The sequence below is a fragment of the Halobacterium wangiae genome (genome assembly GCF_021249345.1).
In the GTDB taxonomy this organism is placed as follows: domain Archaea; phylum Halobacteriota; class Halobacteria; order Halobacteriales; family Halobacteriaceae; genus Halobacterium; species Halobacterium wangiae.
The window spans coordinates 3,055,156-3,074,475 of record NZ_CP089588.1 but is presented as its reverse complement, the minus strand read 5'-3'; the positions used below and the strand labels follow the sequence as shown (position 1 = coordinate 3,074,475).

Genomic DNA, 19,320 nt, shown 5'->3' with positions numbered 1-19,320 from the left:
CCGTGTCGGCCGCGTCCTCGCGACCGACCGTCTCGGTGCTAATGGCCCCCCACCTCCGCTAGTCCCGAGATCCCCTGCGGTCGCACGACGAGCACGCCGACGAGGATGAGGAAGATGGTGAGCTCCGAGAGCCCGGAGAACGTGACGATGCCCAGGTCGAAGACGTGGGTCATCACGGCGTCGACCATGCCGACGAGCAGCGCCGCCAGGACCGAGCCCCGGAACGACCCGAGGCCGCCGACGATGACGACGACGAACGCCGGGAGCAGCGTCTCGGAGGCGAGCGGGACGCTCGCACCCCAGACGGAGTCCCACATCAACAGCGCGCCGGCGACGCCGGCGAGGGCGGCGCCGAGCGCGAAGACGACGGTGAACACCCGCCGGACGTCGATGCCGAGCGCGGCTGCCATCTCGTCGTCCTCGGTGCCCGCGCGCACGACGAGCCCGTAGCGCGTCCGGTTGAGGAACGCCCACACGGCGGCGACGGTGAGCACGCCCCACGCGATCTGGAACAGTTCGAGGTTCCCGACGGAGGCGCCAAGCACGTCGAGTGACTCGCCCATCGACACGGGCTTCGTCTGGGTCGCTGTCCGCCAGTCCGCGGTCGGCTGGACGCCGTAGAACAACACGACGATGCGCGCCAGTTCGTCGATGACGAGCGTGACGCCGAACGTCAGCAGGATCTGGTAGATGGGCGGTCGGTCGTACAGTCGCCGGATGAGTCCGACCTCCATCGCGGCGCCGACGCCGCCGACGAACACGCCGGCGACGATGGCGGCGACGAGGAACAGCAGCAGGGCGGGTGCGCTGCCGGTGAACGTCACCATCACGACGCCCGCGAGGTACGCGCCGAGCATCGTCAGCGAGCCGTGCGCGAAGTTCAGCACGCCGAGCAGTCCGAAGATGAGGGTGAGTCCGAGCGCCATCATCGCGTACAGCGACGCCTTCGCCAGCCCCGAGACGAACAGCTCGAAGAGGGTCGTCGGGTCGGTGAACGCCGCGACAGGGAGCCCGGTCATGCCGACAACCTCCGGAAGCGCTCGTCGTCGGTCCCGACACCCTCGGTGCTCCCCTCGTCGACGACCGTGCCGTGGTCGACGACGTAGAAGCGGTCCGCGAGGTCGAGGGCGAGCGGGAGGTTCTGTTCGACCAGCAGGAGTGTCGTGTCCTCGGCCACCTCGCGCAGCGCGTCGGCGACGTTCTGGACGATGAGCGGCGCCAGCCCCTCGCTCGGTTCGTCGACGAGTAGCAGGTCGTTCTCGCCGACGAGGCCACGCGCGATAGAGAGCATCTGCTGTTGCCCGCCGGAGAGCGTGCCGGCGTCCCGCGTCCGCAGTTCGCGGAGGTCCGGGAACGCCTCGAAGGCGGTCTCGAGGCCCGCCTCCTCGTCGCTGTCCTCGGGCACCGAGAGTCGAACGTTCTCGGCGACCGTGAGGTGGGCGAACACGCGACGGTCCTCGGGGATCCACCCGACGCCCCGGTCGGCGACCTCGTGGGTGTCGAGGCCGACGAGGCTCTCGCCATCGTAGCGGACCTCGCCCTCGCGGGGCGGCGTCAACTGGAGGATCGACCGGAGCGTCGTCGTCTTCCCGACGCCGTTGCGGCCGACGAGCGCGACCACCTCGCCGCGCTCGACTTCCAGGGAGACGCCCTCGAGGACGTGGCTCTCGCCATAGTACGTGTGGACATCCTCGACTTCGAGCAGGGTCATACGGTCCCCTCCGCTTCTCGTTCGTAGCCGCCGAGGTACGCCTGCCGGACGTCCTCGTCGTTGCGGACGTCCCCGGGCGGCCCGTCGGCGATGACGGAGCCGCGGTCGAGGACGACGACGCGGTCGCTGACGTTCATCACGATGTCCATGTTGTGTTCGACGAGCAGCACGGCGTGGTCGGTGGCGACGTCCTCGATGAGGTCGACGATGCGGTCGACGCTCTCGCTGGAGACGCCGGCGTTCGGTTCGTCCAGCAGGAGGACGTCCGGGTCGCCGGCGAGCGCGACGCCGACCTCCAGCTGGCGTGCAGCGCCGTGGCTGAGGTTCTCCGCGACGGTGTCGGCCTCGTCGGCTAGGTCGACGCGCTCGAGGATCTCGTAGGCCTCCTCGTAGTGGCCCTCGAAGGCGTTGACGTTGCGGTAGAACTTCCGGCCCGTGTCGGCGTCGGCCTGTGCGGCGACCCGGACGTTCTCCAGGACGGTGTTCGTCGGGAAGATATTCGTGATCTGGTACGAACGGTGGACGCCCATGCGGGCCGTCTCGGCCGGGGCGGCGGCGGTGACGTCCCGCCAGCCGTCCCCCGACCGGAGTTCGACGGTGCCCTCGCTGGACGCGAGCACGCCCGTCAACAGGTTGAAGAACGTCGTCTTCCCGGCACCGTTCGGGCCGATGAGCGAGCACAGTTCGTCCGCGCCGAGTTCGAAGTCGACGTGGTCGACAGCGACCAGGCCGCCGAACCGACGGGTCAATCCCCGCGTGCGCAACATCTACAGCGAGCAGTTCATCTGGTCGCTGTCCTCCGGGATCGTCGTCTCGTCTGCGGAGACCCGGGAGAGCGGCTCGCTCGGCATGATGGGTGCACCCCAGCTGTCGGCCCACTCGTCGCTGGTGGGGACGACGTCCGCGACGGTCATCTCGGAGCGAGCCTGGTTGTTGTACTCCTGGAACGTGTAACCGCCCTCGCCCTTCGGCGTGTCCGTCACGGTCATGCCGGTGAGGCTGTCCTGGATGTCCTCGGCGGCCGTCGAACCGGAGTCGTTGACGGCCTGCACGATGGCCGAGGCCGCCGTGAACGTCCCCGAACTGAAGAGGTCGGGGACCGTGCCGTAGGCGTTCGTGTACGTGTCGACGAACGAGCTGTTGATCTCGTTGTCGTACTGGTTCCAGTGGTAGCGCGTCGTGAACGGGCCGGCCTTGACGCCGTCGAGTTTCTCCGCCGTGAGCGGTTCGCCGACGACGCCCTGCAGGGTCTGCCCGAGGACGTTCGTCGCGATCTGCGTCGCGAACCCACCGAACAGGCGGTAGGAGTACTCTCCCTGGAGGAACTGCGAGAACATCGCGGGGAGCGTCGCGACGGTGAACCCGCCGACGACGCCCTCAGCGCCCGCCTCCTCGGCCTGCTGGAGGAGTCCCTCCCACTCGGAGTGGCCGCGCTGGACGAAGCGCTCGCCGACGATCTCGACGCCGGCGTCCTGGAGGACGCGCTTGTAGTTGTTCACGACTGCGCGCCCGAACGAGTAGTCCGCCCCGAACAGGTAGACGCTACTCACGTCGGACGTCTCGGCGACGTACTTCCCGCCGCTGCGCGCGTCCATCGCGGTGTTCTCGCTCGCGCGGAACAGCTGGTCCGAACACGTCTCCGAGTCCGACGTGAGGTCGGCTGCCGCCGCCGGCCCCGCCATGTACGGGACGTCGGTGGCGGACAGCACGTTGTTGACGACGCGGCGCGCGGCGCCGGAGGACGCACACCCGAACAGCATGTCGACCTCCTCGTCGCTGACCAGGTTGTTCGCGATGGACTGCGCCTCGTCGGCTGCGAACTTCGTGTCACGGACGACGAGTTCGTAGGTCGTCCCGTCGACCTCCATCTCGTGGGTGCCAGTCGCGGGGTCGGCGATGGGGTCGGTGTCGCCCTTGTAGGCGAGCCCCGAGAGGAAGCCCCACAGCGACTGTTGTCCGTAGTACGCGATGTCCCCCGACAGCGGCTGCATCACACCTATTTTCATGTTGTCTGGATTTTCCGACCCGCCCAGCCCTGCACAGCCCGCGAGACCGGCGATTCCTGCGGCGCCCGTGGCGCCGAGCGTCTTCAGTACGGTTCGACGTGACGTGCCATTCCCCGTCATACGCTACTACCCTGTTACGCTTCGTGCAAATACGGCCGGGTTAACATGTGAACGACCTGCCCAGGCGTTCACTCGATGTTCTCGATGGCCTCGATGACGCGCTGGATCATCTTCTGCTCGCCGCGCCGCAAGTTCTTCGAGACGGCGGGCTTCGAGACGTCGAAGCGGTCCGCGAGCGTCCCCAGCGTGGCGTCCCGGGGGTTCTCGTAGTAGCCGTCGGTGACGGCGGCCTCCAGTGTCTGGCGCTCGACGTCCGAGAGGTCCCGGCAGCCCTCGATGAGCGTCATCGCCGCACCCGCGTTCTGAACGAGCTGGTGGAGTTCCGCCTCGTCCGTGTCGTCGCGGCCCACCACGTCGAACTCGTGGTCGCGTTCGAGCGCGGCGAGCGCGCCGTCCACGCGGTCCGGCTCGTCGAAGCCCACGTGCCACGTCTCGGTCCCCGCCTCCGCGTAGAACGGGCCGGTGATGTAGCCGTCGTGGTCGTGGACGATGCCCATCGCCGCCGTCGGGCCGACGACGGTCCGGAACTTCGCGACGTTGTCCACCTTCGAGAACAGCTCGTACTCGGCGACGGCATCGTGGGACCGGACCGTCGAGAGCCCGGACTCGAGGGTCGTCCTGTCGGTGGCCTCCGCGACCATCCGGACCTCCGTTCGGTCCGGGCCGGTGTCGCAGTGGACCGACGAGAACGCCACCTCGTGGCCGTCGCTGGCATGGACGAACGGGCAGTCGTACTGCTCCATCTCCATGCTAACGTTGATCATTGTTCGCTACTAACCAGACAGTTGCAAAGCACGTTCAAAACGTTTTCTCTGTTCAGTCACCGAACCGTTCTTCGACGGCGTCGCGGTCGATCTTCGACGGACCGCTCGTCGGCATCTCGTCGACGAACGCCAGGTGGTGTGGGTGTTTGAAGCGCGCGAGGCGACCGTCGAGGAACGAGTCGAGGTCCGCCAGCGTCAGGGACTCATCGCCCTGCACGACGGCCTTGCCGACCGTCCCCCACGTCTCGTCCGCCACGCCGACGACCACGACCTCGTCGATTCCCGGGTGGTCGGCCAGCGCGTCCTCGACCTCCGGCGGGTAGACGTTCTCCCCGCCGCTGACGAACATGTTCTTCTTGCGTCCCTCGACGTAGTAGTAGCCCGCGTCGTCCTGGCGCGCCAGGTCACCTGTCGACACCCAGCCGCTGGTCTCGGGGACGTTCGTCGGGTCCTCGACCGCGGGCACGTCGAACGTGGCCGCGCTCTCCTCGGGCGCGCGCCAGTAGCCCGCGGCGGCGTGGGGGCCGCGGAGTTCGAGTTCGCCGACCTCGCCCCGCTCGACGGGTTCCCGGTCGTCGTCGACGACGCGTGCGTCGACGTGCATCGCCGGGACGCCGACGCTGTCGGCCTTCTCGCGTGGCCAGCTCTCGGGCATCGCGAAGTTGTTCGGACCGCACTCCGTGAGGCCGTACCCCTGCGAGAGGTCGACGCCGCGGTCCCACCACGTCTCCATGACCGACTGCCGGCACGGTCCGCCGCCACTCTTCGCGAACCGCAGCGACGAGAGGTCGGTGTCCGCCCAGTCGTCGTGCTCGGTCATCATCCGCAGGACGGCGGGGACGGCCACCAGCACGCTGGCGTCGTAGGACTCGACGTACCCGAGCACTTCGCCCGGGTCGAAGTCCCGCGCGATGACGACGTGGCCGCCGACGTGGAACAGCGGCAGCGTGAGCACGTGCCAGCCGCCAGTGTGGAACATCGGGAACACCATCGGCGTCGCGTCGCCCGGCCTGAGTCCCCACGCAGTCACCGTGTTCGTCGCGTTCCACGTCACCGACCCGTGGGTCAACACCGTCTCCTTCGGCGTCCCCGTGGAGCCGCCGGTGTGGAGGAACATGAACGGGTCCTCCGTCGAGAGCGTGGCCGTCTCGACCGGCGAGTCGTCTGCGGGGAGCGCGTCGTCGAACGCCTGCCACGCGTGCTCGCCGCCGGTCGGCAGCGAGAGTGCGTCCACCTCGTCGGGCAGCGCGTCAGACATATCATTCTCGAACGGCTCCTCGACGACGACGAGTTCGGGGTCTACGGAGTCGAGGAGTTCGGCGAGTTCCGGCGGTGCGAGTCTGTGGGACAGCGGTGCGATTACGCCGCCGGTCTTCCCGCACGCGAACAGCAGGTCGACGAGTTCGGGGCGGTTCCGCGAGACGACGGCGACCCGCTCGCCGTCCGCGACGTCGAACTCGTCGAGCAGCCGTGCCGTCCGGTTCGCGCGAGCGTCGAGGTCGGCGTACGTCCAGGTCTCGCCCGTCGTCGCGTCCGTGAGCGCGTCGGCGTCCGGCGAGAGCGTCGCGCGGCGGGCACTCCAGTCGCCCACCCAGTCGCCCGTCTCAGCCATCGAGGAAGGACAGCAGGGAGTCGTTCACGCGCGCCGCGTCCTCGACGAAGAACAGGTGCGGGCCGCCCTCGACGAGTTCCAGGTCGCTGTCCGGGAGGTGCTCGTCGAGGACCCGGGAGTTCTCGGCGGGCAGCACGCGGTCTGCGGTCCCGTGCATCACGAGCGTCGGGACGTCAATCTCGTCGAGGCGGTCGCTCGCGTCGAAGGCCGCGACGGCGGCGCCCTGTGCCCCGCGAGCGTGCTGTGGCGCGTCCGACTCGAGGCGCCAGTCGACGATCTGGTCCATCAGGTCGTCGTCGCCGAGGAGCCGGTCCGTCGCCGCCGGCTCCATCTTGTAGCGGATCTCCTCGCGTTCGTCGAGGCCCTCGGGCACCTCGAACATCCGCTGCTGGGTCTCCGGCGGCGTCGGCGCTGCAATCTCGCCACCCGGTGACGTACACAGCAGCGTCAGCGACTCGGCGCGGTCGAAGTCCAGCGCGTACTGCTGGGCGATCATCCCACCCATGCTCGCGCCGACGACGTGGGCCTCGTCGACGTCGGCGTCCGCGAGCACCGCGTCGAGGTCCGCCGCCATCTCGGCGACGCTGTACGGTCCGTCCGGTGCGTCGGAGTCCCCCGTCCCGCGGTTGTCCGGGACGACGACGTCGTAGTCGGCTTCGAGAGCGTCTCGCTGCCAGTGCCACATCCAGCGGCCGTACCCCAGTCCCTCCACGAGGACGACCGTCTCCGCGTCCGCCGGCCCCGCTCGCTCGTAGGCCAGCGTGACGCCGTCGCGGGAAACCGTCTCCATACGTGAGTGATACACGACCCCCGCCTTCAACCCCGTGTTTCACATGTTAACCACGGGGTTTTGGGCGGACGCGCGGGACGCTCCGGTATGCCAGTCGCGTCCGTCGGCGACACCGCCGACGCCTCCATCACCGTCACCGAGGCGACCATCGAAGCGTACGCCGACCTCTCCGGCGACGACAACCCCATCCACGCCGACGAGGAGTACGCCAGCGAGACGATGTTCGGCGGTTGCATCGCCCACGGGATGCTCTCCGCCGGCCCGGTCAGCGCGGCGCTCGCGGACCTCCCGGGAGACATCGTCTACCTCTCCCAGGACCTCCGCTTCGAGAACCCCGTCTACCCGGGGGACACGGTCACGGCGCGCGTCGAAGTCGTCGAGGAACTCGGCGGCGACCGACTGCGCGTCGAGACCACCGCCGAGACGGACGAACCGGTCATCTCCGGGGAGGCAGTCGTCCTCTCCGTCCCGCACGAATCGTAGCTCGCGACCGTCCGCCGGGTCAGTAGCCCAGCGGTCCAGGATTCCCGAACTCGTCTCCGCCTTCGCGCTCGTCCGGTAGGACCCCGGGGTCCGCGCTCCCAACGGCGTCCGGGTCGGGTTCCGTGAGGAAGTCGTGGAGCGTCGGGATGTCCGCGAGCGTCGGTCCGGTCCGCCGGTCCGCACGCAGCGTCCGCCGGGGGACGCCGGCCAGCAACTCGCGCCCGGAGTCGGCGTCCTGCTCGACCGCCTCGTCTGCCGCGTCGCGCGCCTCGTTCAGTTTCTGCCGGACGCGCTCGAGCGAGCGGTCGAACGCCACCGTCTCGTAGCGCTCGACGGCCGATTCGAGGTGCGCGACCTTCGATTCAGGGTCGTCGGCGAGGATGGCGCTGCGCTCGTGGCGCTGTGCGTCGAGGTGGGCGACCATCTCCTCGCGGCGCCCCGCGGGGATGTCCTGGGCTTCGAGAGCCTCACGCCCGTCCTCGAGCGCCTCGACTGCGGCCCCGTGGTCGCCCGCCGTCGAGTGGCGGTTCGACGCGACGACGGCGTGGCTGTACGTCGGCTCCCAGGGGTCGAGGAACGAGTACTCGCCGGCGACGTGCCGGGCACGCTTGAACGCGGTCAGCGCGAGCGCGTGGTTCCGTTTGCTCCGGTGGCGGTGGCCGACCGCCCGCGCCTGCTCGAAGCGCGCGTGACCGACGACCCACTCGAGGTCGATGGTCCGCGCAGCAGCGGCGGCGCCGGCGAAACAGAGTTCGTCGGCCCGGGAGTCGCCGCGCCCGGTCTCGCCGGTCCAGTAGAGCGCGTTGGCCAGCACGTACGCGAACTCCTCGAACGAGCGGTCGGCGGCCGGCACGACCGCGTCCCGCCACGCCGCGCCGCGCTCCCAGTAGTCGGCGTTCTCGGCCCGCGTCGTCGCCTCGTCGCTGGACAGTTCGGTCGACCGGTTCGCGGCGTCGTGTTTCGCAGCACTGACGCCGGCGGTCGCCGCGACGTGCGCGAGGTAGTACGAGAGGAACCGGCCGTCGTCCGTCGACTCCAGGTCCCGCAGGTCGTAGCCGAGCGAGTTGAGCAGCGTGCGGGCCTCCCCCGGGGAGTCGCAGGCGACGAACGTCGCGTCGGCGAGTGCGTCCACCGAATCCACGTCCCCGATGGCCTCGGCCGCGTCCAGCCCCTCGGCGAGCGTCTCGAAGCCCTCGCGACTGTCGACAGTCGGTCCCGCGGGCGTCGTGACCGCCGTCCGGAGGAGGTCGTAGCGAGCGGCGTGGACGTCGTCGGAGGCGGTCCCATTCGCCGCCGTCACCGTGTCGAGGAGGTCTGTGAGCGGTCCGGGGTCGAGCAACTCGCCGCACGCGAACGCCAGCGCGACCGGCCCCGCGACGGCGTCGAGCAGGTCGCGGGCCGCCGCCCGGTCGCCGCCGACGGCGTCCGTACAGCGCTCGTCGAACGTGGGTCCCGGCAGTCGAACGCCGGTCGTGGCGGCACCGACCCGGAGTCTGACGCGCGGGAGGCCCGCGCCGTCGCCGACGGTCACCCAGTGAGTCCCGTCCTCCACGGCGGTTCGGACTCCTGCGGTGGGTTCGACGGACGCGTCGCTCCCGGCCGGGAACGTCAGCGTGTAACGTCGCTGTCGACCGTCCGCGTCTTCCTCGTGGTCGCCGACAACGCGCGTGATCGTCACGGTGTCGCCGTCCGGGAGCGGTCGCGTCCAGCGGAACCGGCGGCTCATCGCCGCGGCCTACGCCCGGCGCGGGTATCAGCCCTCGGATTACGCTTCACCCGAGCACCCGACTCGCGCGCTCCGCGACCGCCGACCGGAACGCGTCCGGGTCGACTGACGCGTCGGGGTCGAACAGCCGCGCGAACTCCTCGCGAGCGACCGCTTCCACCACTCGCTCGACCACCGCGTCGACGTCGGCCCGCCGGCCGTCGCGTCGCAACCGCTCGGCGGTCGCCTCGATGCGCTCGTCCGCGATGAACTGCACGGCGGCGTCCGCCGCGTCCCCGTCGAACGGGTCGGGCGACTCGTCGAGCGACGGCCCGGATATCCTCGCACGGTCCCCGGTCTTGTTCCGCACGAGGACGCCCGCCGCGGGTCCGTCGTACCAGTTCGACGATGGGAGCGCGTACTCCGTCGGGTCGAAGTCGGTCGCCCGCACCTCCTTCTGGACCGCGTTCACCGGCGCCAACCCGAGGCGGTCGTAGAGCGCTTCGACCGCGTCCGGCGGCAACAGGCGGTCGCCGTCGGCCGTCCAGACGTCCAGGCCCAGGAACGCCGGCGTGCGCGCCCAGTCGTAGTCGATTGCCTGTCGGCGCGTCGCGATGCCGAAGAACACCGCCGACTCGACGTCGTCGAGGGCACCCCGGAGCACGTCCCGGTCGAACTGTTCGCGGACGTGTCGAGTCGCGTGTCGGTAGCCGAGTGGGACGTCCTCCGAGTCGAACACGGCCTCGTTGCTCCCGAACTGGAGCAGTCCGGACTCCAGCAGTCGGAACCGGAGTGGGGCGCCGTCTACCCACTCCTGGAGCCAGAGGTGGCCGCCGTCGAAGAGGGCGGCTGGCGCGGACTCGACGGGCGGCGTCGGCGGGAACTCCTGCATGGGTCCGGGATTGCGCGCCATCCGGGGTAAACGTTCGGTCGGCGTGGCTGGTAGGTCTGAGAGATAGCGTAGTGTTCGGTCAGGGATCTGAACCGGAACCAGATGTGCTCGCTCGCCACGCTCGTTGTGCGCGACTGGTAGGGTTCAAATCCTTCCCTCGACGTACACTCGCGACGAACGCGTAGCGACACAGCAGTCGCTACGCGGTTCGGTAGCAGAGTAGTGCTCGGTCAGGGATTTGAACCCTGGTCGTCGGCTCGAAAGGCCAACATGATTGGCCGGACTACACCAACCGAGCGACACTCCGAGGTACCCGGGAGAATAGTTTAAACGTGTCGTTCTCTCGTGGCCGTGTCAGCGCCCCTCGAAGTCGGGGTCGCGGTCCGCGGAGAACGCGCTGATGCCCTCCATGAGGTCCTGGGTGTTCATCAGCTGGCCGAACGCCTGGGCTTCGGTCTCGAGGCCGGCGTCCGTGGAGTCGCGGCCCGCGAGCATCGCGCGCTTCGTGTACGTCTGGGCGATGGGCGGGCCGGCGGCGAGGTCGCGGGCGAGTTCCCACGCGCGGTCCTCGAGTTCGTCGTTGTCGACGACCTCGTTGACGAAGCCGTAGTCGGCCATCGTCTCGGGGTCGTAGCGCTCGGCGGTGAAGATGATCTCCTTTGCGCGGCCCTCGCCGACGATGTGCTTGAGGCGCTGGGTGCCGCCCCACCCCGGCAGCAGGCCGAGATTGTGTTCGGGCTGCCCGAGTTCACTCCGCTTGGAGGCGACGCGCATGTCCGCGCACGTCGCGAGTTCCATGCCGCCACCGAGGCAGTAGCCGTCGATGCCGGCGACGACGGGGACGTCACACTCCTCGAGTTTGCCGAACGTCTGCTGGCCCTTCCGGGAGAGTTCGACGGCGTCGATGGGGTCGGCGCTGCCGGCCATCGACTGCACGTCCGCGCCTGCGGAGAACGCCTTGTCGCCGGCGCCTGTGAGGAGGATGGTGCGCACGTCTTCGTCCGCGTCGAGTGCGTCGATTGCCTCGCCGAGTTCGTCGAGGAGGTCGCCGCTGATGGTGTTCATCCGGTGCGGGCGGTCGATCTCGAGGTGGCCGACGTTGCCGTCGACGGAGACGCTGACGTTGTCGAAGCCGGCGTACCCGCTCTCCTCGGTGTCGGCGGCGCCGTGGAACTGCTCGCCCTCGCTGGCCATCCGCTCGAGCTCCGCGGCGGGTTCGTAGCGCGCGGCGCCGCCCTGTTCGTACACGTCGGCGAGCGTCTCGTAGAGGTGTTCGATGCCGGCGGAGTCGGCCATCTTCGCGGGGCCCTCGGGGTAGCCCGCGCCGAGCATCACGGCCTCGTCGATCTCGGCCGGGTCGGCGACGTCGTTGCCGACGAGTTTGGCCACCTCGTTGGCCATCACGGCGGTGAGGCGGTCCGCGACGTCGTCCCGGGCCTGGTCGGTCGGGACGTCCGCGCCGCCGTTCTCGTAGTCGTAGAAGCCAGCCCCGGTCTTCTTGCCGAGCTCCTCGGCTTCGACCTTCTCGACGAGGACCGGGCACGGCTCGTAGGCCTCGCCCAGCACGCCCTGCATGTAGTCGAGCACGTCGTAGGCGACGTCGACGCCGACCTGGTCGGCGAGTTCGAAGGCGCCCATCGGGAGGCCGATGTCGTACTTCGTCGTGGAGTCGACCTCCGCGATCGTCGCCTCGCCCTCGTGGACGAGCCACGCGGCCTCGTTCAGCAGCGGGACGAGCACCCGGTTGACGATGAACCCGGGGGAGTCCTTGCGCACGCGCACCGGCGTCTTCCCCATCGCCTCCGCGAGGTCCTCGGTGACGTCGAGGACGTCGCCGTCGGTGTGTGCGCCGGAGATGACCTCGACGAGTTGCATCCGCACGGGCGGGTTGAAGAAGTGCATCCCGCAGAACCGCTCGGGGCGCTCGGTGAACTCCGAGAGGTCCGTGATGGAGAGACTGGACGTGTTCGTCGCAAAGACGGCGTCCTCGGGGGCGTATTCCTCGAGGTCCTCGTAGACGTCCTGTTTGATCTCCATCTTCTCGGGGACGGCCTCGACGACGAATTCGACGTCTGCGACGGCGTCCTCGAAGTCCACGTAGGGCGTGACGCGGTCGAGCGCGGCGTCGGCCTCGTCCTCGCCGATCTGCTCCTTCTCGGCGAGTTTGCCGAGCGACCACTCGATCTGGTCGTAGCCGTTCTGGACGAACTCCTCGTTGATGTCCCGGAGGTGCACGTCGAAGCCTGCGAGCGCTGCGACCTCGGCGATGCCGTGGCCCATGTTTCCTGCGCCGAGCACGGCGATAGTCTCGATGTCGTCTACGTCCATACAGGTAGATGCTGCCGGACACTGGTTGAAGGTTTCCCTCTCGCCGGCTGACAACGTTTCACGCGTTTACACGCGTGGAAATGGAGACGGTGTCAGCACCGCCTCCTGGCACAGTAGCGCCCGCTCCGAACGACGCCGAGCCACAACGCACTTGTCGGTGACCAGAGAACTCCGGGCAGTGAACGTCAGACAGCGCGTCCTCCTCCTCGGACTACTCGTCGGGTCGGCGCACACGGTCGTCCGGGTGTTCGTCTTCCAGTCCGCGAGTACCGCCATCGGAGCGTCCCTGACGGACCTCCTCTTCGGGACGCTCGCGACGACGCTGGTGACCCTCGCCGTGCTCCTCGGCCTGCCGCTGTACGGGGCTCTGAGACTGGACGTCCCCACTGCGGCGCCGCGGCCGTCGCTCGCGGCAGTCGTCGCGGTCGGGACGGGCCTCGCCATCTTCGTCACCTACCCGGTCGCCTCCGCCCAGGCGGCGGGTGCACCCCTCGACGAAGTACTCCAGACACAGTTCGCGGGCGTGTACCTCGTGAACGCCGTCTCGCCAGCCGCCTACAGCGGGGTCAGTGCACTCGCCGGGTTCCTCCTCGTGGAGCAAAACACGTAGGGCGACCGAACCCCTGGCCGACTACATGACCGACCCGTACGACGTGCTCCGGGCGGACCCGGAGATGGCGTCGCTCGTCGCAGAGCACGGCGAACTCGAACTCGACCCGGCCGAGGACACGTTCCAGCGCCTCGTCACCTCCATCGTCCGCCAGCAGGTGTCTATCGCGTCCGCGGACGCCATTGAGGCGCGCCTCTTCGAGCGCTTCGAGGTGACGCCCCGGAGCATCGCAGCGGCGGACCCCGCCGCGCTCCAGGAGGCCGGCCTCTCCGCGGCGAAGGCCGACTACGTGCAGAACGTCGCTCTGGCGTACAAGGAACGTGGGTACGACCGGGCGTTCTTCGCGGAGCTCTCGGACGAATCGGTCCACGACGAACTGACCTCCATCGCCGGCATCGGCCCCTGGACCGCGGACATGTTCCTCATGTTCGCGCTGGGCCGCGAGGACGTGTTCCCGGTCGGCGACCTGGGCATCAGGAAGGGGATGGAGGCGATCTACGGCGCGGAGACGACGAGAGCCGAGATGCGGGACATCGCCGAACGGTGGACGCCCGTTCGCTCCTACGCCTCGCTGTACCTCTGGCGCGCCTACGAGGGGTAGCGCCCGCGGAGACGCAGCGAGCGTCGAAGAATGTGAACGGGTGTGGTGCCAGCCGTCACCGATTCACTCGAGCTGTCCCCGGATCTCACCCTGCGGGTTCTGCTCGGTGTGGACGTTGACGTACGTCTCGCCGTCGCGCATCGCGGCCACGGCGTCGTCGAGGGTCTCCCAGCCACACTCGTTGTCCTCGTCGGGCTGCGCCGCGGTTCCGGGCGTGAACACGCCGTTGTTGTACAGCGTGATACCGATCGGCCCGTTCTCGTCCGGGCCGCCGCAGTGGATGTGGGCGGCGGCCGGGTTGTCGATGTTCTGGACCTGGAGCCGGTAGGAGATCCGCTCGCCGTCCTCGGCCACTTCCACTCTCGCCGTACCGGACGCGTCGGAGTCGACGGATGGAACCTCGTTGTCGCCGGAGAGGTCGGCCTCGAACACTAGCTGCTGGTCCTCGCTGTCCGTGTCCTCACCGTCGGTACCCTCGTCGTCGGTCTCTTCGTCGTCCGTGTCCTCGTCGTCCGTATCCTCACCGTCGGTATCGATCCGTTCGACCTGGACGAGTGCAGCCGGCTCCCGCCAGTCGTACACGTCCGGGTCGAGGTCGCCGTCGCCCTCGATACCGGGGTGTGGGCGGATGACGCCGTCTTCGGCGATGTCGGAGTCGCTCTCGGTGGTTCCGTCGGAGTCGTCACCGGTGATGAGCGAACTCGCCTCCGGCACGAGGTCGGCGAACTCTTCCGTGTTCTCCTCGGTTCCGACGTCGTAGCCGTTCGCGTAGTGCGTGTGTGACTCGTTGCGGTCGTCCGGCAGTTCGACGGTGTCGAGTCCCACGATGCCGTCGTTCGTCGCGATGAGCATGCTGACGAACGAGAGGTGTGTCGCGCTCGCGTCCGCCGACAGCTCCAGTTCGGTGTAGTAGGGGAGGTCCGTGTCGCCGGGGTCCTCCTCTGGGACGAGGGGCTCCTCACCGGCTGCCGCCGCCCTGACGCTGTTCGTGCTCCCGGCGAGTTCGACGAGCGGGTCGAGGTTGCCGTTCTCGGCGACCTCCTGGATCGGCTCGATCGCCGGGTCGCCGACTGAGAACAGTTCGACGTCCGGGCGGTGGAGTGCGACGACCGGCGGCGTGAACGGCTGTCCCCGCGTGAGGTTCGCGACGGTCACGCGGTACTGCCGAGCGGCCTGGCCGTTGTCGTCGTCGTCGTCTCCGTCGTTCTCCTGGGCGCCGGCGAACGACGCGCCGCCGAACGCGAGTGCGCCGACGGTCGTCCCACCGAGCGCGAGCATCCGTCGCCGGGTCAGGAGCGAGCCGCCGTCTGTAGCCATCTGTCGATTCCGTTCGGTCGTGGGCCGTGAGGAGTCGTCGGTCATTGTTCGGGCCGCTTCGAAGCGGTGTCCGACTTTCGGAGAGCCAAGAGTTTGTTATGAATCAGATTCGTGACCCACCGTTCGCACCCGGGACGACCCTACTCTCGGTAAGTCGACCGTTCGACCTCCGCCGTGTCGTGCGTTTCGCTCCCTTACTCCTCGTCGCTCTCGCGGTCGACGCCGCTCTGGCGGCGGACGTCGACCTGGTAGTGTTCGAGGATGTCCCGACCGAGTAACAGCGGGTAGTCCATGTGCCCGCGGTCCTCGAGCGACGCCGCGACCGTGTGTCGGTCGCCCGCGACGCCGACGACGATGTCGACGACGGGCCGCGCCTTCCCGGACTTCATGCTCCCGGACTTCACCTTCGTCATCGACTTGATCGGGCCGGCACCGATCTCCGCCGCGAGGCGGGTGTCGATGCTGGTCCGGGACGCGCCGGTGTCGGACTTCGCGATGACGCGCTCGGTGCCGCTCGTCCCCGAGACGAGGACGTCCTCCGTGTACCCGATGACGTTGACCTCCTCGGAGCGCCGCTCACGACGGGTGTCCACGTCCGGCGGCGTGGAGTCGTCCAGCGTCCCCGCTAGCCGTTCGACCTCCTCGTCGTCGACGCTGCCGCCCGCCGTCTCGATGGCGAGTTTGGCGATGTACGGCGCCGGACTGATGCCGGTCGCCTTGAACAGCCCCTTGAACCCCGCCGTCGGGTTCACCTCGAGGAGGTGCCAGCCGTCGGCACCCTCCACGAGGTCGACGCCCGCGTAGTCGAGGCCGATCGTGTCCGTCGCCTCCAGCGCCATCACCGCGGCCTCCTCGGGGAGGTCCGGGACGCCCTCGACGTCCCCGCCGAGCGCGACGTTCGTCCGCCAGTCGTTCTCCGGCGCGTACCGACGCATCGTCCCGACGATCTGGTCGTCGACGACGTAGATGCGGAGGTCACGGTGCCGGTCCTCGTCGCGCTCGACGAGTTCCTGGAGGAAGGCGTACCGGTCGCCCACGCGAGGGTTCACCTGCTCGTCGGCGCCGATCTTCCACGTCCCGCCGCCGTGGGTGCCGATGGCGGTCTTGTAGACGACCTCATCGCCGTACTTCGCCTTCTCGTCGTTCAGCCGGTTGGAGTCGAGTGCGAGCGTGGCGTCCGGGACGCTGACGTCGGACCCCGCGAGCGTCGTCGCCGTGGCGAACTTGTGGAACGCCGTGAGCACGCTCTCCGGTCGGTTCAGCGTCGGGCGGAGGCGGCTCAGCGACAGCGCCAGCCCGAGCAGTTCCGCGGGCTGTTCGGTGTTCGACAGCAGCAGTCGGTTGGCGATCACGTCGACGTCGGGATCCAGTGCAGCCACGTTGTCGGCGATGTCCACGCAGAGGTTGTGTTCGCGGAGCCAGACTCCCGTGTGACCGAGCGCGTCGACAGCGTTCACGATGGCTTTAGTCTCCTTGCTGTTGTGTAGGCTGAGCACGCCCACCGAGACAGAATCGTCCATTGATGGTACCGAACACTGACGCGACCAAAATGCTGGCGATAGTTCCGCCCTGTTTTACGTGTCCGCACCCAAGCCGGGGGCATGACAGCGGGGGCGTTCACGTACAACGGCGGGCGGGTGTACCCCGGCGAGCGCGCGGACATCAGATACAGCATCAGCGAGACCTACCTCGGGGACCCGGTTCGCATCCCGGTCTCCATCATCAACGGCGAAGAACCGGGGCCGACGGTGTTCCTCTCGGCGGCCATCCACGGGGACGAACTCAACGGCGTCGAGGTCGTCCGCGAGGTGGCCCACGAGTGGCCACACAGCAACCTCCACGGCACGCTCGTCTGCATGCCGGTCGTCAACGTTCCGGGGTTCCTGGCCCAGCAGCGCTACCTCCCGGTGTACGACCGCGACCTCAACCGGTCGTTCCCCGGCCACGAGGACTCGACCAGTTCGAAGCGAATGGCCGACCAGATCTTCCGGAACTTCGTCGAACCCTGCGACTTCGGCATCGACTTCCACACGTCCACCCGCGGTCGGACGAACATGATCCACGCCCGGGCGGACATGGACGACACCGAGGTCGCGAGACTCGCGCGGGCCTTCGGCACGAACGTCATCATCGACAGCGACGGTACCGAGGGGACGCTCCGCCGCGAGGCGACCGAACGAGGCGTCTCCACCATCACCATCGAGATGGGGGAGGCCCACCGGTTCCAGCGCCGCCTCATCGACCGGGCGCTGGACGGCATCGCCAGCGTCCTCGCGGAGTACGCCGTCCACCCCACCGAACCCGTCAACTGGCCGGGGTGGCGGACGGTCGTCACCGCCGAACAGAAGACCTGGATCCGGGCGGACGCCGGCGGCCTCGTCGACCACCACTACGAGTCGGGCGAACTCGTCGAGGAGGGTGCTACCATCTGCACCATCTCGAACCCGTTCAAGACCGACGTCGTCGAGGTCGTCGCTCCGTTCACGGGGCTGCTCGCGGGGGCCCTCGAGAACCCGGTGGTATACCCCGGGAACCCCATCTGCCACCTGGTGGAGCTGGACGAACGGACACGGCGCGCCTACCTCCGCGAGCGCAGCGGGACGATGCCCCAGCGCCCCTCGTGACCCCCAGCGGCCGTGTTTGCGTCGCCAGCGCGAACCGCCGACGGTGTGTCGTTCACCCCGCGCCGGGGACGCGCGTGTAGTAACTTCTATGTGCCGAGGGCTCACACCTTCCGTTGTATGAGTGAGTCGTACGACCGAGGCCCCGTCGAGGATTTCGGCCGGTGGCGGGAGTTCAAAGCCGGCATGTGGGCCTGGGTGTTTCACAAGTTCACGGGGTGGGTGCTCGTCGGGTACCTGTTCATGCACATTCCCGTCCTGAGCACGTCGCTACAGGGCGCGGAGGCGTACAACAGCACGCTCGGCGGACTGGAGAGCCTCGCGCTCGTCCGCATCCTCGAGGTCGGACTGCTGGCGGTCGCCGTCTTCCACATCCTCAACGGCATCCGTCTGCTGTTCGTCGACCTCGGTATCGGCCTGGATTCACAGGACAAGAGCTTCTACGCGTCGCTCGTGTTGACCGGAATCATCGTCGTCGCGAGCGTGCCGACGTTCGTCTCGGGGGCGTTCTAAGATGGCAAAACGATACTCTTCGTTCGAACGGAACTCGGCGACGTGGATGCTCCAGCGACTCACGGCGGCGTTCCTCGTCGTCGTGCTGGCGTTCCACTTCTTCCTGTTGCACTTCGTGCACCACGCCTACGAGATCGAGTTCCTGGGCAGTCAGGCGCGCATGCAGGAAGTCGGCTACTACCTCACGATGGTGCTGTTCCTCGTGACCGCGACGTTCCACGGCGTCAACGGCGTCTACAACGCCCTCGTCAACCAGGGCATCGAGGGGACGGCCAAGCGCGCCGCCCAGGTCGTGCTCGGCGTCGCCAGCCTGCTGTTGATCGCACAGGGAATCCGTGTCGCAAACGCGCTCGCGGGGTTCTAACATGAGTACACAGACACCCGAAACCGAGACAGAGACCGAGACGGAGACCGAACAGGCCTCGACCACGCCACACCAGGACCGCCGGCTGGCCGAGAAACGAGCGCGCGCCGACCGCGGAGAGGCCGAGCGCTCCGCTGCCGCACAGGAGATCCAGGGGGAGACGTTGAAGCTGAAGGTGTTCCGCTTCGACCCAGAGATCGCGGACAAACAGGAGCCGCGATTCGACTCCTTCGTCGTTCCGTTCGAACAGGGGATGACGGTGCTCGACGCGCTCATCTACGCGCGCGACGAGTACGACTCCAGTCTGACGTTCCGCCACTCCTGCCGGCAGGCGGTGTGTGGTTCCGACGCGTTCTTCGTCAACGGCCAGCAGCGACTGGGCTGTCAGACCCAGATCTCGGACCTCGAACGACCGGTCCGCGTCGAACCGCTCCCCCACCAGGACGTCGTGAAGGACCTCGTGGTGGAGATGGACCACTTCTACGATCAGATGGAGGCCGTCGACCCGTTCTTCGACCCGGACTCCCTGCCCGAGGGCGAACTCAAGGAGCAGCGCCAGTCCCGGGAGAACCACGAGAAAGTGAAGATGGCCACGCGCTGCATCTGGTGTGGCGCCTGCCAATCCTCCTGTAACATCGCTGCGGGCGACAACAAGTATCTCGGCCCGGCGGCCATCAACAAGGCCTACCAGTTCTACATGGACGAACGCGAGGGTGAACAGAAGCGCCAGGAGCGCCTCGAGATCATCGAGCAGGAACACGGCGTCTGGCGCTGCCAGACCCAGTTCTCCTGCACGGAGGTCTGCCCGAAGGACATCCCGCTCACCGAGCACATCCAGGAACTGAAGCGAGAGGCCGTCAAGCAGAACCTCAAATTCTGGTAG

At 68.4% G+C, this 19,320-nt stretch carries 19 protein-coding genes and 1 tRNA gene; 7 read left to right on the top strand and 13 right to left on the bottom strand.

The window, feature by feature from the left end; genetic code table 11:
* Positions 1 to 38 precede the first annotated feature (38 nt).
* The 7 genes from LT965_RS16330 to LT965_RS16300 form a co-directional block, all read right to left on the bottom strand.
* Positions 39 to 1,019, bottom strand: coding sequence for a branched-chain amino acid ABC transporter permease (locus tag LT965_RS16330; protein ID WP_232701922.1), 981 nt, complete (start codon positions 1,017 to 1,019; stop codon positions 39 to 41).
* On the bottom strand, positions 1,016 to 1,711 hold the full coding sequence (locus LT965_RS16325; RefSeq protein ID WP_232701921.1) for an ABC transporter ATP-binding protein: 696 nt from the start codon (positions 1,709 to 1,711) through the stop codon (positions 1,016 to 1,018). The genes LT965_RS16330 and LT965_RS16325 overlap by 4 nt, the downstream gene beginning before the upstream one ends.
* Positions 1,708 to 2,478: an ABC transporter ATP-binding protein gene (locus LT965_RS16320; RefSeq protein WP_232701920.1), complete on the bottom strand. Its 771-nt coding sequence runs from the start codon at positions 2,476 to 2,478 to the stop codon at positions 1,708 to 1,710. Before LT965_RS16320 ends, LT965_RS16325 begins: the two co-directional genes overlap by 4 nt.
* A complete protein-coding gene (locus tag LT965_RS16315) occupies positions 2,479 to 3,837 on the bottom strand; it encodes an ABC transporter substrate-binding protein (protein ID WP_232701919.1) in 1,359 nt (452 codons plus the stop codon).
* 68 nt (positions 3,838 to 3,905) lie between these two features.
* On the bottom strand, positions 3,906 to 4,601 hold the full coding sequence (locus LT965_RS16310; RefSeq protein ID WP_232701918.1) for a helix-turn-helix domain-containing protein: 696 nt from the start codon (positions 4,599 to 4,601) through the stop codon (positions 3,906 to 3,908).
* A 52-nt stretch (positions 4,602 to 4,653) separates the two neighbouring features.
* Entirely contained in the window at positions 4,654 to 6,213 is a 1,560-nt protein-coding gene (locus LT965_RS16305) for an AMP-binding protein (protein ID WP_232701917.1), read from the bottom strand.
* The gene (locus tag LT965_RS16300) at positions 6,206 to 7,003 is read right to left on the bottom strand and encodes an alpha/beta fold hydrolase (RefSeq protein ID WP_232701916.1); all 798 of its coding nucleotides are present in this window, start codon (positions 7,001 to 7,003) and stop codon (positions 6,206 to 6,208) included. The genes LT965_RS16305 and LT965_RS16300 overlap by 8 nt, the downstream gene beginning before the upstream one ends.
* Before the next feature lie 87 nt (positions 7,004 to 7,090).
* Between LT965_RS16300 and LT965_RS16295 the strand changes: the two genes are divergently transcribed.
* A complete protein-coding gene (locus tag LT965_RS16295; RefSeq protein ID WP_232701915.1) occupies positions 7,091 to 7,486 on the top strand; it encodes a MaoC family dehydratase in 396 nt (131 codons plus the stop codon).
* A gap of 19 nt (positions 7,487 to 7,505) precedes the next feature.
* Here the strand turns inward: LT965_RS16295 and LT965_RS16290 are convergent, their stop codons facing one another.
* The 4 genes from LT965_RS16290 to LT965_RS16275 form a co-directional block, all read right to left on the bottom strand.
* On the bottom strand, positions 7,506 to 9,212 hold the full coding sequence (locus tag LT965_RS16290; protein WP_232701914.1) for a hypothetical protein: 1,707 nt from the start codon (positions 9,210 to 9,212) through the stop codon (positions 7,506 to 7,508).
* A gap of 46 nt (positions 9,213 to 9,258) precedes the next feature.
* Entirely contained in the window at positions 9,259 to 10,083 is an 825-nt protein-coding gene (locus LT965_RS16285) for a hypothetical protein (protein ID WP_232701913.1), read from the bottom strand.
* 223 nt (positions 10,084 to 10,306) lie between these two features.
* Positions 10,307 to 10,381 (bottom strand) — tRNA-Glu (locus LT965_RS16280).
* Between the two features lie 56 nt (positions 10,382 to 10,437).
* Entirely contained in the window at positions 10,438 to 12,411 is a 1,974-nt protein-coding gene (locus tag LT965_RS16275) for a 3-hydroxyacyl-CoA dehydrogenase/enoyl-CoA hydratase family protein (protein WP_232701912.1), read from the bottom strand.
* A gap of 178 nt (positions 12,412 to 12,589) precedes the next feature.
* On the opposite strand from LT965_RS16275, the gene LT965_RS16270 reads away from it, so the two are divergent.
* Entirely contained in the window at positions 12,590 to 13,021 is a 432-nt protein-coding gene (locus LT965_RS16270; protein ID WP_232701911.1) for a hypothetical protein, read from the top strand.
* A 25-nt stretch (positions 13,022 to 13,046) separates the two neighbouring features.
* Positions 13,047 to 13,622, top strand: a complete 576-nt coding sequence (locus LT965_RS16265; RefSeq protein ID WP_232701910.1) for a DNA-3-methyladenine glycosylase family protein — start codon at positions 13,047 to 13,049, stop codon at positions 13,620 to 13,622.
* A 63-nt stretch (positions 13,623 to 13,685) separates the two neighbouring features.
* Here LT965_RS16265 and LT965_RS16260 read toward each other — a convergent pair whose 3' ends face one another.
* Positions 13,686 to 14,939, bottom strand: a complete 1,254-nt coding sequence (locus LT965_RS16260; RefSeq protein ID WP_232701909.1) for a spondin domain-containing protein — start codon at positions 14,937 to 14,939, stop codon at positions 13,686 to 13,688.
* A gap of 194 nt (positions 14,940 to 15,133) precedes the next feature.
* Positions 15,134 to 16,459: an ATP-grasp domain-containing protein gene (locus LT965_RS16255; RefSeq protein ID WP_232701908.1), complete on the bottom strand. Its 1,326-nt coding sequence runs from the start codon at positions 16,457 to 16,459 to the stop codon at positions 15,134 to 15,136.
* Between the two features lie 81 nt (positions 16,460 to 16,540).
* On the opposite strand from LT965_RS16255, the gene LT965_RS16250 reads away from it, so the two are divergent.
* The 4 genes from LT965_RS16250 (at position 16,541) to LT965_RS16235 (ending at position 19,320) form a co-directional block, all read left to right on the top strand.
* The gene (locus LT965_RS16250; RefSeq protein ID WP_232701907.1) at positions 16,541 to 17,563 is read left to right on the top strand and encodes a succinylglutamate desuccinylase/aspartoacylase family protein; all 1,023 of its coding nucleotides are present in this window, start codon (positions 16,541 to 16,543) and stop codon (positions 17,561 to 17,563) included.
* A 117-nt stretch (positions 17,564 to 17,680) separates the two neighbouring features.
* Complete coding sequence (sdhC, locus tag LT965_RS16245) at positions 17,681 to 18,073, top strand: succinate dehydrogenase, cytochrome b556 subunit (protein WP_232701906.1); 393 nt, start codon at positions 17,681 to 17,683, stop codon at positions 18,071 to 18,073.
* Position 18,074: 1 nt separating this feature from the next.
* Entirely contained in the window at positions 18,075 to 18,437 is a 363-nt protein-coding gene (locus LT965_RS16240) for a succinate dehydrogenase hydrophobic membrane anchor subunit (RefSeq protein WP_232701905.1), read from the top strand.
* A 1-nt stretch (position 18,438) separates the two neighbouring features.
* Entirely contained in the window at positions 18,439 to 19,320 is an 882-nt protein-coding gene (locus LT965_RS16235; RefSeq protein WP_232701904.1) for a succinate dehydrogenase/fumarate reductase iron-sulfur subunit, read from the top strand.